This window comes from Halioglobus sp. HI00S01 (assembly GCF_001635445.1).
GTDB lineage: Bacteria > Pseudomonadota > Gammaproteobacteria > Pseudomonadales > Halieaceae > Halioglobus > Halioglobus japonicus.
Genome location: NZ_LWEE01000062.1, coordinates 312,119 through 326,329, shown reverse-complemented (window position 1 = coordinate 326,329; position 14,211 = coordinate 312,119). Strand labels below are relative to the sequence as shown.

Sequence of the window (14,211 nt, the reverse complement as noted above, 5' to 3'; positions counted from 1 at the left end):
TCACTTTGAAAAAATGCGATTTCTACCAGCTCGTTTCGCTCTATAGAGAAGGCGGTCAGCCTCTTCAATTACGGCCTCGGGCGTCGTGTGCTTATCAGATTTCGATGCCACCCCGCCACTGACTGTCACGGACACCGTATCGAAACGAGTTTTCGTCGCCCCTCTGCGCGCCTTTCCAGCTCGCTTCGATTTAGCGCGCCCCGCGGCGCGAAGCGTCATTTTGTAGTCTTCGATGGTCCGGCGCACGTCGTTTAGCGTTGGAACCACATCCTCTGCCCGCTTCCTCGAAAACACAATGCAAAATTCCTCGCCGCCGTAGCGATAGGCGGTACCAGAGCGCGCTCGAGAGAGTTTTGCTGCGACCAGTTGGAGCACTTGATCGCCGACATGGTGCCCATGCGTATCGTTGAACTTCTTGAAGTGGTCGACATCTAGCATCGCAATCGAGTAGCTGCCGGCCAATTGACGCAATCTGCGATTCAATGCTCGTCTACTGGGAAGTCCCGTAAGATCGTCTCTGAACGCCATTTTGTGAGACTCGCGTAGAAAGCACCAAATAAGGCATAGGCTTGCCGCCGCGCCTACAGCCAAGGAAATATCATCTAGGTGTAACAGACCGAGCACAAGTCCGGCGCATGCAGTAAGGGTAGCAGCCGCCGCCTCCACATGTGTGTTGCGAAAAGTCAGGAAAATCAAGGAGCAAACGATTCCAGCCCCCAGCACGATCTGAAGCGCTGCGGGCAAAACAACCCCTTCAGTGGAATACAGTGACATCGGATGACCAGCTTCTTCAGATAGAGGCAGCCAGCCAGCAACTATCCAGCAGGCGCCAGTAATGGCAGCGATAATTGCAGCGCAGGCAGCTCCCCACACCGTGGTTATTCCGCGGTCAGGTAGTGCAAGACTGGCCGGGGCCCCCGCGGCAGCGATCAGCGCCAGGAAGACGTAAACGCGGAATGTGGCTGCATCACGTAGAGACGCCTGCAGTTCTGTCTGAATAATATAGTGTGCGATCGACAGTCCGACAGCGAGCGCAAGCAGGCGAACCTTCGAAAAGAATACCGCACAGATAACACCGATAACTGCGAGGAGGTAAGGCGCAGCGATCACAATGTTCTTAAGCTCTCCCGGTGCGCTCGCGATATAGGGTCGAACCACCAGGCATATTCCTACGAGTGACGTAGGAATAATTAGCTTTGTCGCGGCTGATAACTGGAATTCCATGACAAAATAATATCTCAGAAATACACCCAAGTTGCACAAAAAAACTAGGAATCTTAATATTTCGAATATGTAGCACCGCTCAGATGCTGTAGTGTAAGAGGCTTCAAAGAGAAGATGCTATGACCGAATCAATTCCCGCAACTGTATTGGTTGCAGATGACGATCCAAACGTCAGAGAGATGACTCGCCGCGCACTGAGTGAAGCCGGGATAGAAACCGTCGAGGCCGCAGACGGCATCGAGGCGCTGTCGCAATTTAACGCCATCAATCCTGATCTGATCCTTCTGGACGTATCCATGCCTCGGATGTCAGGGCTGGAGGTGTGTCAGAAAATACGATCCTCCGCGCTCGGGAAGGACGTGCCGATTGTGATCATCACCGGCAGAGGCGATTCGTCAGCAATTGAGAACGGTTTTAGCGCCGGGGCCACGCAGTACAGGGAAAAGCCGTTGAATTGGCAGCTCCTGGCGAAGGACGTGCAGTATTGCTTGAGATCATCCGCAGCGTTCAGGAATCTGCGCCGGCAAGAAGATCGTCTCCGATACCTCGCGTACTATGATCCTCTGACCTCATTACCGAACCGTCGATGCTTTAATGAGCGATTGTCGGAAATGATTGGCAATGCCTCGCAGACAGGCGACGGCTTTAGCCTGATGTTCATCGATCTTGACCACTTCAAGCGCATCAACGACTCGGTCGGCCATGAACTCGGAGATAAGTTGCTTATTGAGATTGGTCAGCGGTTGCAAAACGAGCTCCGCAAGGACGATGTCGTCGGGATAAAGCATTCCAACCTTCCCGAGAGTATCGAAGATGGAACGAACGTATCTCGCCTTGGGGGTGACGAGTTCACCGTACTGCTCCCCTCCGTTAAGGACGAGGCTGCTGCCGCGCGAGTCGCCAGTCGAATACTGGAGAGATTGTCAGCGCCGGTAGAGCTGGATGGCGCCAACCCGGTAGTAACTCCGAGCATCGGTATTTCTATATTCCCGAATGACGGCCTCACGGCTGATGAGCTGATCCGGTCTGCTGACGTAGCAATGTTCAGTGCGAAAGAAGAAGGCCGCGCCTGCTTCAAGTTCCACAGGGCAAGCACTAGCACCGATGAGGCGCTGGATAAACTGCACCTTGAGGAGGAGCTACGGGATTCCCTGGCGAAAGACTTACTCGATATGCATTACCAGCCGCAGATTGACGCCGGCAGCGGTCGTGTCGTCGGCCTGGAAGCGCTGGTGCGATGGCCGCACCCCGAGCGCGGTATGGTAAGCCCGATGGAGTTTATTCCAGTGGCGGAGGAGTCTGGCCAGATTGTAGAGCTTGGGCAGTGGGTCATGAGGCGTGTAGTAAGCGACATGAAACGCTGGGACAAAAGTGAATGTGCCGCGGCAGGAATTAGAGTATGCATCAACGTCTCACCGCTGCAATTTAGCCAGTCGGACTTGCCTGACTGGATAGACACCTTCCTGCGAGAGGCGGGAATGCCGGCCGACAGGATTGAGCTTGAGCTGACGGAAAGCGCCATCATGGCGGATACTCATGTCAACATTGAAAAACTGACTCGGCTGAAAGACATGGGTCTTGGACTGGCCGTGGACGACTTTGGCACCGGCTATTCGTGCCTGCAGTATTTAACACGATTCCCGATAGATACGCTGAAAATTGATCGCAGCTTTGTGAACGACCTGGCAAGTGCGGAAGGTGCTGCCATAGTCGATGCAATTGTTTCGATGGCCCACGCGCTTAAGCTAAACATAGTGGCCGAAGGCGTTGAGGATGAGCAGCAGCGTGCAGTACTGGTCCGCAAAGGCGCCCATCAGCTACAAGGCTTTCACTTCGCAAGGCCCATAGAGGCGTCCGACGTGCCTGAAATTGTTAGCAAACGCTTCGAAACATCCACGGTCCGCGCTATTTAGATGTCGGCTTGACGACGTCGTCCACGTATAGCCTCGGGGCCGATCCAGACACCCTCGGGCCAAAACGCCGAATCGCGAGTTCCGGATAGCATCGAGTCATCCATCGGTAGGCCCGATTGTTCAAGTCACGTAGTTCACTGCGGCTCGTAGCGCCGCACTCGTCGATGATCATCTCCACCTCTTCTTCAAACAGGAAGCGACTGTCGCTGGTGAGGCGCCAGTGTTTTCCAAAAAGCTCGCTCCCAAGCGACTCGTAGACGTAGGATTTTCCAGTCGGTGAATTAGGATCGACCTTGACAGTGGTTAGTAGCTTGGCTGCTTGAGGTGCCCTCATTCGCAGGTCTCGCAAAGTTTTCAGCCCGGCGTCATTAACCAGTTTTCTTATCCGAACAGCATCCCACTTAAGGCCACCACCTTTTTCACCAAAGAGTTCGTCAGCAAGCTCCGGGTAACGCAGATTGATGCCACGATAAGCGCCCTGGCTGATTTTTTGGAGGTCCGATCGCGTCTCGATTTTGTGCTCAGCAACAAGCTGTCTTATTCGATCTGGCGTCCAAATTTCCCGACTTTTTTTCATGCTAAGCGGTGTCTTTGGGGGTGGTTTCTCGTTCTTCAATGGTACACCCCCACCGACCAGATATAAATATCAAAAGGGGTTGCACAAACCTTTGGCGCCAATAGCGCTCTGAAAAACAATAAAAAAGGCGAATAAAAGTGGCGTCGGTAAGAATTCCAATGCACGATAAGCGCAACAAATTGTGGGGGAGGAAATCGTGTATACAGTCTACTTCGCCGGTGGTATCCAGCCGGGCCATGATGAAAACGCCGTCAAAGCAGCATTTGCCAAAATCTTCAAGGCCGATACACAAAAACTATCCGCGCTCTTCAGCGGCGCTGAAGTGGTCATTAAGCGCGATGTTGATAAAGCGACTGCAGAAAAGTACGAAGCTGCTATCGACAGCGCCGGCGGCGTGGCGATTATCCGCCCCCCCCTGCTGGATGCCCCATTGGAGGCAGAGCCCGAGCCGACAACTATGGCCGAGCGTCTTGCATCGATAGTGGGTGATGAGCCAAACGATCCGCAACAAGGTCAAGAATCTGCACCGATCAAGGAAGTGGACAAGCCTCTCGAGTACACGACGGGTGAAGACATGGAAGAGTCCGAGGCAGCTCAGACAGACGAAACACATGAGCAGCCCGTAGAAGACAACCTTGAGGAGCCCGTTCAGGCATTCCCAAACGCGAGTTCTGAGCCTGAGACACTGGAAACCATTGACTTTGATGCGGTGTCCAGCAACGAAGAAGCCACGGAGGTACAAGCCGACATCTCCGAGGAGCAGGAACTGCCCTCTCCAGGATCGTCAAACCTGCAAGGCATCAGTGAATCGCTTCAGGATCTCGTCGGGGACCTGGAGAGGATGCCCGAGGAGCCGCAGCGGGATGATCTGCCGCAAGAGGAGGCGCAGTCTATCAGTGACCCCATTCTGGGAGAGATTGGCTTTCTCGGCGAAGATGAAAATTCAGCAACTGACACGATAGAACTTCTGCCTGTCGGCACACACGTGGGTGCGCCTGAAGGCGAGGCGACCGCGATCGAGACTGTAGACGCGCCCGATTATTCGATTGCGCCACCCGGCTCCGATGTACTCGAGGCGCAATATAAGCCAGGCGAGCCGCCTCCTCCTCCCTCGACCGACCACATTAGACTCGAGGACTAACAGGGCGCACAGTGTCAAGGACCTTCGCCCACGACCAATCGGCGGTGCTGACGCTGCAAGTAAACCTCATGGACCGGCACTTGTAGAAGCAACATAGCGCACTTTCCAAGTCCAGCAACTGGTCTTGGTCACAGTCACAATCGCTAGCGCTGATTAAGTTGCCATTAAGCGCCAACCCAAGCGCGGCACAGGGCTCTGATGCTGTCGCGATCTGAATTCGCGTTACCTCGCCGTTCCGAACCGGTCTGACCAAGGATCTATGCCTCCTTCGCAGGAGGGATTAAGCTGTCCTGCAAAACAACCGGACCACCCAACAACGAAGACTCATCGCACCCCTCACCCTCAGTATGATTGGCAGGCGGCGCGTCAGGCGCTGGGACATTGCCGGTTACGCCAGACTGCCTGGGTAGCTTGTCCAGGCGCACCGCCGCCTCAATTTCTGCTGCGATATCGGTGTTGTCGCGCAAGAACGATTTCGCATTGTCTCGGCCCTGCCCGATCTTGTTGCCCTGGTATGAGTACCACGCACCGGATTTATCAACGAGACCGCACTCGACTCCCCAGTCCAGGACCTCTCCCTCGCGGGAGCATCCTACCCCGAACATAAGATCGTACAGGCCTTCCCTAAAGGGCGGCGCTAGCTTGTTTTTAACAATCTTTGCGCAGGTACGCTTGCCGATAACTGCGTCGCCGTCCTTGATTGTCTCCTTCGCGCGAACCTCGATGCGCATAGACGCATAGAATTTTAGCGCGTTGCCCCCCGTCGTGGTCTCAGGGTTTCCGTATCCGCCAATTTTATGGCGCATCTGGTTTATGAACACCAAACAGCTGTTATTTTTTTTGATTGCACCCGTGATTTTGCGCATGGCCTGGCTCATCAAGCGAGCTTGAAGCCCGACGTGGGAAGCCCCCATCTCGCCCTCGATCTCAGCCTTGGGCGTGAGCGCCGCCACCGAATCAACGACAATCAGATCTACAGCACCTGACCGAACCAGGGTCTCGGCGACTTCGAGCGCCTCTTCGCCATTATCCGGCTGCGATAAAAGAAGCTGATCCATGTCAACACCGAGCGCCTCGGCATACACCGGATCAAGCGCGTGCTCCGCGTCAATAAACGCTGCGATCCCGCCTTCTGCTTGACAACACGCAATCGCCTGCAGCGTCAGAGTCGTTTTGCCCGCAGCCTCTTTCGGGCTGAAGACTTCTGAAATCTTTCCCTTTGGGAAACCGCCAATACCACTGGCGATGTCTACGCTTAAAGAACCAGTGCTTATGTATGGGTAAGGCCCACGGTTGTCGCTCATGCGCATGATGGTGCCGGCGCCAAACTGCTTCTCAATGCTCGCAAGGACAGTGTCCAGCGCCTTGCGTTTGCCTTCCTTAACGTTCTTTTCTGATTTCGGCATGATTCTCTCCACCCATGAAAACATAAAGTGAAGCGCGATATCTGCGCTTCTTGTGGGAAACATACACGCTGGAAGAATTCGCGCTGCGCTGCGGGAAATCATGCCGAGGCAGTTATCAATGAATCTAGTGCGCAAAAGGGAGGCGCCCGGCCATTGACCATAGAGCTAACTATTCTTGAACACAGTGAACTGGCGCCTGCTGTCACTAGGCTCAAGTTTCAGCTAGGCGGCGCTATGAACGATGCTTGTTGACAGCCTTCTTACGCGGCAGCAACTCATCCAGCAGATCGGGGAACCGCGTCCGCGCAACTTCGTATGCGCTAGGATTTTTGAGGTAGAGCTGTCCGAGTGACGTTATGCCATGCTCATCGACCACCGCCCGAATGGTGTCTTCGGTCCATTTGATAATATTTTTTGGAAACAAATCATCCAGAAGATCGGGGAACCGCGTCCGCGCAACTTCGTATGCGCTAGGATTTTCGCGGTAGAGCTGTCCGAGTGACGTTATGCCATGCTCATCGACCACCGCTCGAATGGTGTCTTCGGTCCATTTGATAATATTTTTTGGAAACAAATCATCCAGAAGATCGGGGAACCGCGTCCGCGCAACTTCGTATGCGCTAGGATTTTTGAGGTAGAGCTGTCCGAGTGACGTTATGCCATGCTCATCGACCACCGCTCGAATGGTGTCTTCGGTCCATTTGATAATATTTTTTGGAAACAAATCATCCAGAAGATCGGGGAACCGCGTCCGCGCAACTTCGTATGCGCTAGGATTTTTGAGGTAGAGCTGTCCGAGTGACGTTATGCCATGCTCATCGACCACCGCTCGAATGGTGTCTTCGGTCCATTTGATAATATTTTTTGGAAACAAATCATCCAGAAGATCGGGGAACCGCGTCCGCGCAACTTCGTATGCGCTAGGATTTTCGAGGTAGAGCTGTCCCCGTGACGTTATGCCATGCTCATCGACCAGCGCCCGAATGGTGTCTTCCGTCAACTTAGACATGCCCCATATCCCTACGATGGAGTCGGCAAATGGAGAATTCTCCCGGGGGAATGCTTTTTTCGAAATTCATATCACCCCCAAGCCGCCCACGGCAAAAGCTGTATTTTTATATAGACTACATATCTCGGCATGGAGCCGCGACATAAAAAGTGTGGAAATAGACGAAAACAGCAATAATATCCGTTCTTCATCAAGTCGATCTCACCAACGGAGTACAATTTTCCCACTGAGACCTATACGGCTCCGCCATTGACGAAGGGTCGAGAGAAAACTCTGAGTCTGGCAAGATAATCCGAAGCACGTCGCGGCCTCCTTCATGCGCCCAGCGAATAGCCACATCAGTTTCAGCGATGATCGTGTCGCAGAGCCCGGGCTCAAATACTGTGCCGGCATAGACCTGGTCGACGGCACCGAACAACAGCGTTGACGCTAAGCGAGGATCAATGTCCAACTTGATCTGGAAATCTGGGTGGCCTGCGATTTCTTCGAGGAAGTGAGTGTGGTGATTCCACGTAGATTCAGAAATTCGGTCGTCGCTAGGCATCACGTTGTGTACAACCGCGCCTTTCTTGAGCAGGATATCCCGCTGTTTGGAGTCGATTTTCGCTAGCGCCTCACGATCTAAACGCTCACTGATGCGGTCAGTAATATCGATCAACATGACGACTCGTTCCTATCATACAAACAATGCATAATAAATGTTCTAATCCTGTATAGAGAAACAATCTTTCGGATAAATAAGGCTGAGCGAGCGATTGACGCCCACCCACTCCACTTCAACTTGCCAGTCATTCGAGGCGGGGAAGTAGGTTACACCTGTCACGACGCCTTCGGTTCCCACGGGGATGGGATCTGGATCATCAGCCATTGCCAGCAGCTTAATGCGCTGCCCGACCCGAACGGGTTGCATCGGATCGTCACTCATTCGTCATTACCTCCGTAATGTCTGCGCTAGCCTCTGCGAAGGTCATCCATGTGCTTGCAAGCGAGTCCCGGTCTTTGAGGCCCGCGGCATACAGTGACACCGACACCCCTTCCCCGCCGGCAACGGACAGGTTGATACTGATCGGCCCGATATTCAGCCACAGGCTATCGCCCTCGGCGGGTACGGCAAGAAAGTCGCTGGGCTCATCGCCGCTACCATTAGGTGCGATTTCGGCACCATCACCGTTTTTGTGCGCCGTGATGTACTTCCCTTGTTCGCGCAGCTGGCGGGCAAAGTCTTTCAGTCCTTTTGCGATCATGGCCTCGGGTATCTGTACGGTTTCCAGCTCGCCAGTTCTCGCGTTGAAAATGCAATACTCCCTAAGCATGGGCTTCTCCTTCCGTGTCGTTGATGGCTAACTCCCACTGTCCATCGCGCATGACCACTTTGCGGTTGGCGATAAAGCCATCGGGGTCGCCAAACAGGTAAAGGTTGACGCCATCGCCGTCTGCAGGGCTCCAGTTGTTCTCATCCAGCGCTCCCCACATCGTCGCGTGGTAATCACTATTGGTGTGCTTGGCCTCAACGATCGCCTCGGTTTTTAGCCAGCGGTTGAGCGCCCGCAAGCCTCGCGCTGCGGATTTGTAGTTTTTGGGGAACGGGCCGGTAATTCGCCCGGAGACAGTCACAAATCGATCACCTTCGCGCAACGGCGCGCGCAATGGGGGGTGTGATGGCACCAAACACGCGCTAGTCATTGGCGGCATCCTCCCGTGAAATCGATAAGCGGGAATAGCCCGTTAGCTTGAAATCGTCATCCCACGTTGAGCCACAGTGGTTGCACGCTATTGGCTGCCACGCACCGCCGCCGTCAACTTCGATGCGTCCGCCCTCTATCTGGTCAGAGGTGCACACCGGGCAAACAGACCCTTGCCGCTGCCCATACTCGTCCTCGGTGATGGGCTCTTCGATCAACGCGATTGTCCAGCCATCCCCAAATAATGAAATCGTTATCGGCGAGTCCAGCGTGACGACGCCGCGGTGCAGCTCACCAGCGTCGCCATCAACGGCCGGATCGAAGATCGTCAGCTCAAGTTTGAACGCATTGTCCGAGGCCGCATCGCACAGAGTGAGCTCGTAGGAGACTTCGACGCCCTCGTCCAACTCCAAGCGGCCCTTCGCCAGGACCCCGCGGCCATCACGGAACGCCTCGCTGAGGTCGATCCCGCTGTCAGGATGAAAGCTACCGACCACGTTAGCCAGCGCTACGGCTGACCTGGGAAGCAAAATAAAGATGCTCCGCGCATCGCGGTCCAGTTGATGTCGGTGATCTGCCGACCAGGGGGTCAGCGGTTGGGACAGTGCGTTTGCCATACTCTAATACCTCATTAACAGTCGTGTGTGTTGCCTAGTCGTTAAACCATAGCGTCGCTGCTATAAAATGCGGGTTTTCGGGAAATTAGCGGCTACGAGGCATAAGCGTTGCCGCTGAAATCAAGGCGAGCCAGCTATCAATGTGTCTAGAGCGCAAAAGGAAGGAGCCCATTGGCCATAGAGCTAGCTATTATTGAGCACGGTGATGGCGCATGCTGCTAGCGCCAGGCTTAAGTGTCAGCGAGGCGGCGTTCTGTCAGTGTGTCAAATGGCTGGTGTGTTGACTGCCTTCTTAAGCGGCAGCAATTTATCCAGCAGATCGGGGTAGCGCGTACGCGCAGCGTGATATGCGCCAAAATGTTCGCGCTGGAGCTGGCCCCGAGAGGTAATCCCCTGCTCATCAATCAGCGCTCGAATGGTTTCTCCCGTCCACTTACTTGGCGTCCGTACTTTTACCGGCAACAAATCACCCAGCAGACCGGGGTAGCGCGTACGCGCGGCGTGATATGCGCCAGAATGTTCGCGCTTGAGCTGTCCCCGCGAGGTAATACCCAGCTCATCGACCAGCGCTCGAATGGTTTCTTCCGTCCAATCACTTAGCGCCCTTATGTCCCAAACCCAACCAGGTAAGGCTTCCAATCGCTCAACGCGCTCAGGTGCCAGCGAGTGTCTAGCGCGGCGCTGTTTGCTCACCCATTGGCCTAGCGCGTAGCCGTCGTCAGTCCTAAAGGTTTGGAGCGGGCGAGCATGGCCTTCTCGCTCCACATAGGCGCCGAGGTGGAAAAGACCTTCCTGCCAAGCGAACTCCGAAGCGCTCCACGCCCAGCCTGGGAAGGCCTCTAGCTGCGCAACGCGCTCAGGTGCCAGCGAGTCTCTAGCGCGGCGCTGGTTGCTCACCCATTGGCCCAGCGCGTAGCCGTCGTCAGCTCTAAAGGTTTGGCAGGGTCGAGCATGGCCTTCTCGCTCCACATAGGCGCCGAGGTGGGAAAGACCTTCCTGCCAAGCGAACTCCGAAGCGCTCCACGCCCAGCCTGGCAGGGCCTCTAGCCGCTCAACGCGCTCAGAAGCGAGCCTTTCTTTATTGCAGCGCTGGTTCATCACCCAGTGACCGAGCGCGTAGCCGTCGTCAGTCCTAAAGGATTGGAGCGGGCGAGCATGGCCTTCTCGCTCCGCAAAGGCGCTAAGCTGACAAAACCCTACCTCCCACAACTTATTCGCCAACATTTGCGGCCTCCCAGGGAGTAAAGGGTTGGGTCAGTGCGTTTGCCATATTCTAATAACTCATTAACAGTGTGTTGCCTAGTCGTTAAACCATAGCTTCGCTGCTATAAAATGTGGCTTAGCGGGAAATTGGCGGCTACGAGGCACAAGCCTTGTCGCTGAAATCAAGGCGAGTCAGCTATCAAGGTATCTAGAGCGCAAAAGGAAGGAGCCCATTGGCCATAGAGCTAGCTATTCTTGAGCACGGCGATGGCGCTGACGCCAGGCTTAAGTCTCAGCTAGGCGGCGTTCTGTCAGTGTGTCAACTGGCGGGTGTGTTGACAGTCTTCTTAAGCGGCAACAATTCATCCAACAGATCGGGGTAGCGCTTCCGCGCAGCCTCGTATGCGCCAGAATGTTCGCGCTGGAGCTGTCCTCGTGACGTTATCCCCTGCTTATCGACCAGTGCGCAAATGGTGTCTTCCGTCCACTTGCTTCGCCGCAACAGCTCATCTAGTAGAGCCGGGAAGTTCTCAATCGCAGCTTGGTGTGCTCTAGGATTTACTCGGTATAGCTGTCCCCGTGACGTAATGCCGTGCTCATCAACCAGTGCCCGAATGTCGCCTTCCGTCCAGATGGCAGCATTCTTCTTCGGCAACAATTCATCCAGCAGATCGGAGTAGCGCGAACGTGCGGCCGCGTATGCGCCAGGATTTGCGCGCTGGAGCTGCGTCCGTGACGTTATTCCCTGCTCATCGACCACTGCACGAATGGTATCTTCCGTCCATTTGCTTCGCCGCAACAAATCATCCAGCAGATCGGGGTAGCGCAAACACGCGGCCGCGTATGCGCCAGGATGTTCACGATCGAGCTGTCCCCGTGACGTGATGTCCTGCTCATCGACCAGTGCGCGAATGGTCTCCTCCGTCCACTTATATGGAGTCCGTATTTTTCCCGGCAAAAATTCATCCAGAAGGTCGGGGTAGCGCTTAAGCGCGGCCGCGTATGCGCCAGAATGTTCGCGCTGGAGCTGTCCCCGCGACGTAATACCCTGCTCATCGAACAGCGCTCGAATGGTGTCTTCCGTCCACTTGTTTGGCGACAGCGTCGTTTCAGGGAACAAATCATCCAGCAGACCGGGGTAGCGCTTAAGCGCAGCTCCGTATGCGCCAGGATGTTCACGATCAAGCTGCTTCCGTGACGTTATTCCCTGCTCATCGACCACTGCACGAATGGTATCTTCCGTCCATTTGCTTCGACGCAACAAATCATCCAGCAGATCGGGGTAGCGCTGAATCGCAGCTTTGTATGCGCCAGGATGTTCGCGCTGGAGCTGCTTCCGTGACGTTATGCCCTGCTCATCGACCAGTGCGCGAATGGTTTCTTCCGTCCACTTACTTGGCGTCCGTACTTTTGCCGGCAACAATTCATCCAGCAGATCGGGGTAGCGCTTAAGCGCAGTTTGGTATGCGCTAGGATTTTCGCGCTGGAGCTGGCCCCGAGAGGTAACCCCCTGCTCATCAACCAGTGCCCGAATGGCGCCTTCCGTCCAGATGGCAACATTCTTCTTCGGCAACAATTCATCCAGCAGATCGGGGTAGCGCTTAAGCGCGGTTTGGTATGCGCCAGAATGTTCGCGCTGGAGCTGTTTCCGTGACGTTATGCCCTGCTCATCGACCACTGCACGAATGGTTTCTTCCGTCCACTTACTTGGCGTCCGTACTTTTACCGGCAACAATTCATCCAGCAGATCGGGGTAGCGCTTAAGCGCAGCTTGGTATGCGCTAGGATGTTCGCGCTGGAGCTGGCCCCGAGAGGTAATCCCCTGCTTATCGACCAGTGCGCAAATGGTTTCTTCCGTCCACTTACTTGGCGTCCGTACTTTTACCGGCAACAATTCATCCAGCAGATCGGGGTAGCGAGTATGCGCAGCTTCGTATGCGCCAGGATGTTCACGATCGAGCTGTCCCCGTGACGTTATGCCCTGCTCATCGACCAGTGCGCGAATGGTTTCTTCCGTCCACTTACTTGGCGTCCGTACTTTTACCGGCAACAATTCATCCAGCAGATCGGGGTAGCGCAAACGTGCGGCCGCGTATGCGCCAAGACTTTCGCGCTGGAGCTGCGTCCGTGACGTTATGCCCTGCTCATCGACCACTGCACGAATGGTATCTTCCGTCCATTTGCTTCGCCGCAACAAATCATCCAGTAGATCGGGGTAGCGAGTATGCGCAGCTTCGTATGCGCCAGAATGTTCGCGCTGGAGCTGCTTCCGTGACGTTATGCCCTGCTCATCGACCAGTGCGCGAATGGTTTCTTCCGTCCACTTACTTGGCGTCCGTCCTTTTACCGGCAACAATTCATCCAGCAGATCGGGGTAGCGAGTATGCGCAGCTTCGTATGCGCCAGAATGTTCGCGCTGGAGCTGCTTCCGTGACGTTATGCCCTGCTCATCGACCAGTGCGCGAATGGTTTCTTCCGTCCACTTACTTGGCGTCCGTCCTTTTACCGGCAACAATTCATCCAGCAGATCGGGGTAGCGAGTATGCGCAGCTTCGTATGCGCCAGAATGTTCGCGCTGGAGCTGCTTCCGTGACGTTATGCCCTGCTCATCGACCAGTGCGCGAATGGTTTCTTCCGTCCACTTACTTGGCGTCCGTACTTTTACCGGCAACAATTCATCCAACAGATCGGGGTAGCGCTTCCGCGCAGCGTAGTATGCGCCAGAATGTTCGCGCTGGAGCTGCTTCCGTGACGTAACGCCGTGCTCATCGACCAGCGCTCGAATAGTGTCTTCGGTCCATTCGGTAATATTTTTAGGGAACAATTTATCCAGCAGATCGGGGTAGCGCTTCCGCGCAGCTCCGTATGCGCCAGGATGTTTGCGCCGAAGCTCGGCGCGCGAAGTAAGCCCCTCCTCTGCAACCACAGAGCGAACTGCATCTTCCGTCCACTTGTGTGGCGGCAGGTTTCTCGGCAACACTTCATCCAGCAGGTCGGGATAGCGCTTCCGCGCAGCGTCGTATGCGCCAGGATATTCGTGGAATAGCTGCTTCCGTGACGTTACGCCCTGCTCATTCACCACCGCACGAATGGTGTCTTCCGTCCATTCGGTAATATTTTTAGGAAACAAATCATCCAGAAGATCGGGGTAGCGCAAACGTGCGGCCGCGTATGCGCCAGGATGTTCACGATCAAGCTGCGTCCGTGACGTGATGCCCTGCTCATCGACCAGTGCGCGAATGGTTTCTTCCGTCCACTTACTTGGCGTCCGTACTTTTACCGGCAACAAATCATCCAGCAGACCGGGGTAGCGCTTCCGCGCAGCTCCGTATGCGCGAGGATATTCGTGGAATAGCTGCGTCCGTGACGTTACGCCCTGCTCATTCACCACCGCACGAATGGTGTCTTCCGTCCATTTAGGCATGAGGAATGCCTTCCT

General features: G+C 55.0%; 13 protein-coding genes. 2 read left to right on the top strand and 11 right to left on the bottom strand.

The window, feature by feature from the left end; genetic code table 11:
- Positions 1-1,158: a diguanylate cyclase gene (locus tag A3709_RS12010; protein ID WP_197484162.1), complete on the bottom strand. Its 1,158-nt coding sequence runs from the start codon at positions 1,156-1,158 to the stop codon at positions 1-3.
- Between the two features lie 185 nt (positions 1,159-1,343).
- Between A3709_RS12010 and A3709_RS12005 the strand changes: the two genes are divergently transcribed.
- Positions 1,344-3,137 carry a GGDEF domain-containing response regulator gene (locus A3709_RS12005; protein WP_066054708.1) on the top strand — a complete coding sequence of 598 codons (1,794 nt, stop codon included), beginning with the start codon at positions 1,344-1,346 and terminating at the stop codon, positions 3,135-3,137.
- Here the strand turns inward: A3709_RS12005 and A3709_RS12000 are convergent.
- Positions 3,130-3,714: a hypothetical protein gene (locus tag A3709_RS12000; protein WP_066054705.1), complete on the bottom strand. Its 585-nt coding sequence runs from the start codon at positions 3,712-3,714 to the stop codon at positions 3,130-3,132. The genes A3709_RS12005 and A3709_RS12000 overlap by 8 nt on opposite strands.
- Positions 3,715-3,910: 196 nt before the next feature.
- On the opposite strand from A3709_RS12000, the gene A3709_RS11995 reads away from it, so the two are divergent.
- Positions 3,911-4,855 (top strand): hypothetical protein, encoded by a 945-nt coding sequence (locus A3709_RS11995; RefSeq protein ID WP_066054703.1) that lies wholly within the window; start codon positions 3,911-3,913, stop codon positions 4,853-4,855.
- Between the two features lie 257 nt (positions 4,856-5,112).
- Here the strand turns inward: A3709_RS11995 and recA are convergent, their stop codons facing one another.
- From recA to A3709_RS11950, 9 genes are all read right to left on the bottom strand, one after another.
- Complete coding sequence (gene recA / locus A3709_RS11990; protein ID WP_066054701.1) at positions 5,113-6,261, bottom strand: recombinase RecA; 1,149 nt, start codon at positions 6,259-6,261, stop codon at positions 5,113-5,115.
- A gap of 232 nt (positions 6,262-6,493) precedes the next feature.
- Positions 6,494-7,270, bottom strand: coding sequence for a hypothetical protein (locus A3709_RS11985; protein ID WP_066054699.1), 777 nt, complete (start codon positions 7,268-7,270; stop codon positions 6,494-6,496).
- Positions 7,271-7,460: 190 nt separating this feature from the next.
- Positions 7,461-7,931, bottom strand: coding sequence for a hypothetical protein (locus tag A3709_RS11980; RefSeq protein ID WP_066054696.1), 471 nt, complete (start codon positions 7,929-7,931; stop codon positions 7,461-7,463).
- Between the two features lie 42 nt (positions 7,932-7,973).
- Complete coding sequence (locus A3709_RS11975) at positions 7,974-8,195, bottom strand: DUF4314 domain-containing protein (RefSeq protein WP_066054692.1); 222 nt, start codon at positions 8,193-8,195, stop codon at positions 7,974-7,976.
- Entirely contained in the window at positions 8,188-8,583 is a 396-nt protein-coding gene (locus tag A3709_RS11970) for a hypothetical protein (RefSeq protein ID WP_066054689.1), read from the bottom strand. The genes A3709_RS11975 and A3709_RS11970 overlap by 8 nt, the downstream gene beginning before the upstream one ends.
- Positions 8,576-8,953 (bottom strand): hypothetical protein, encoded by a 378-nt coding sequence (locus tag A3709_RS11965; RefSeq protein ID WP_156507723.1) that lies wholly within the window; start codon positions 8,951-8,953, stop codon positions 8,576-8,578. Before A3709_RS11965 ends, A3709_RS11970 begins: the two co-directional genes overlap by 8 nt.
- Positions 8,946-9,569, bottom strand: coding sequence for a hypothetical protein (locus tag A3709_RS11960; RefSeq protein WP_066054684.1), 624 nt, complete (start codon positions 9,567-9,569; stop codon positions 8,946-8,948). The genes A3709_RS11965 and A3709_RS11960 overlap by 8 nt, the downstream gene beginning before the upstream one ends.
- 264 nt (positions 9,570-9,833) lie before the next feature.
- Complete coding sequence (locus A3709_RS11955; RefSeq protein ID WP_066054680.1) at positions 9,834-10,793, bottom strand: helicase associated domain-containing protein; 960 nt, start codon at positions 10,791-10,793, stop codon at positions 9,834-9,836.
- A gap of 298 nt (positions 10,794-11,091) precedes the next feature.
- On the bottom strand, positions 11,092-14,196 hold the full coding sequence (locus A3709_RS11950; protein ID WP_066054677.1) for a hypothetical protein: 3,105 nt from the start codon (positions 14,194-14,196) through the stop codon (positions 11,092-11,094).
- Between the last annotated feature and the right edge of the window lie 15 nt (positions 14,197-14,211).

Excerpts from the sequence above, each read along its gene's own strand:
- A3709_RS12005 (WP_066054708.1), top strand. The coding sequence starts at position 1,344 with ATGACCGAATCAATTCCCGCAACTGTATTGGTTGCAGATGACGATCCA.
- A3709_RS12000 (WP_066054705.1), bottom strand. The coding sequence starts at position 3,714 with ATGAAAAAAAGTCGGGAAATTTGGACGCCAGATCGAATAAGACAGCTT.
- recA (WP_066054701.1), bottom strand. The coding sequence starts at position 6,261 with ATGCCGAAATCAGAAAAGAACGTTAAGGAAGGCAAACGCAAGGCGCTG.
- A3709_RS11985 (WP_066054699.1), bottom strand. The coding sequence starts at position 7,270 with ATGTCTAAGTTGACGGAAGACACCATTCGGGCGCTGGTCGATGAGCAT.
- A3709_RS11980 (WP_066054696.1), bottom strand. The coding sequence starts at position 7,931 with ATGTTGATCGATATTACTGACCGCATCAGTGAGCGTTTAGATCGTGAG.
- A3709_RS11975 (WP_066054692.1), bottom strand. The coding sequence starts at position 8,195 with ATGAGTGACGATCCGATGCAACCCGTTCGGGTCGGGCAGCGCATTAAG.
- A3709_RS11970 (WP_066054689.1), bottom strand. The coding sequence starts at position 8,583 with ATGCTTAGGGAGTATTGCATTTTCAACGCGAGAACTGGCGAGCTGGAA.
- A3709_RS11965 (WP_156507723.1), bottom strand. The coding sequence starts at position 8,953 with ATGACTAGCGCGTGTTTGGTGCCATCACACCCCCCATTGCGCGCGCCG.
- A3709_RS11960 (WP_066054684.1), bottom strand. The coding sequence starts at position 9,569 with ATGGCAAACGCACTGTCCCAACCGCTGACCCCCTGGTCGGCAGATCAC.
- A3709_RS11955 (WP_066054680.1), bottom strand. The coding sequence starts at position 10,793 with ATGTTGGCGAATAAGTTGTGGGAGGTAGGGTTTTGTCAGCTTAGCGCC.
- A3709_RS11950 (WP_066054677.1), bottom strand. The coding sequence starts at position 14,196 with ATGCCTAAATGGACGGAAGACACCATTCGTGCGGTGGTGAATGAGCAG.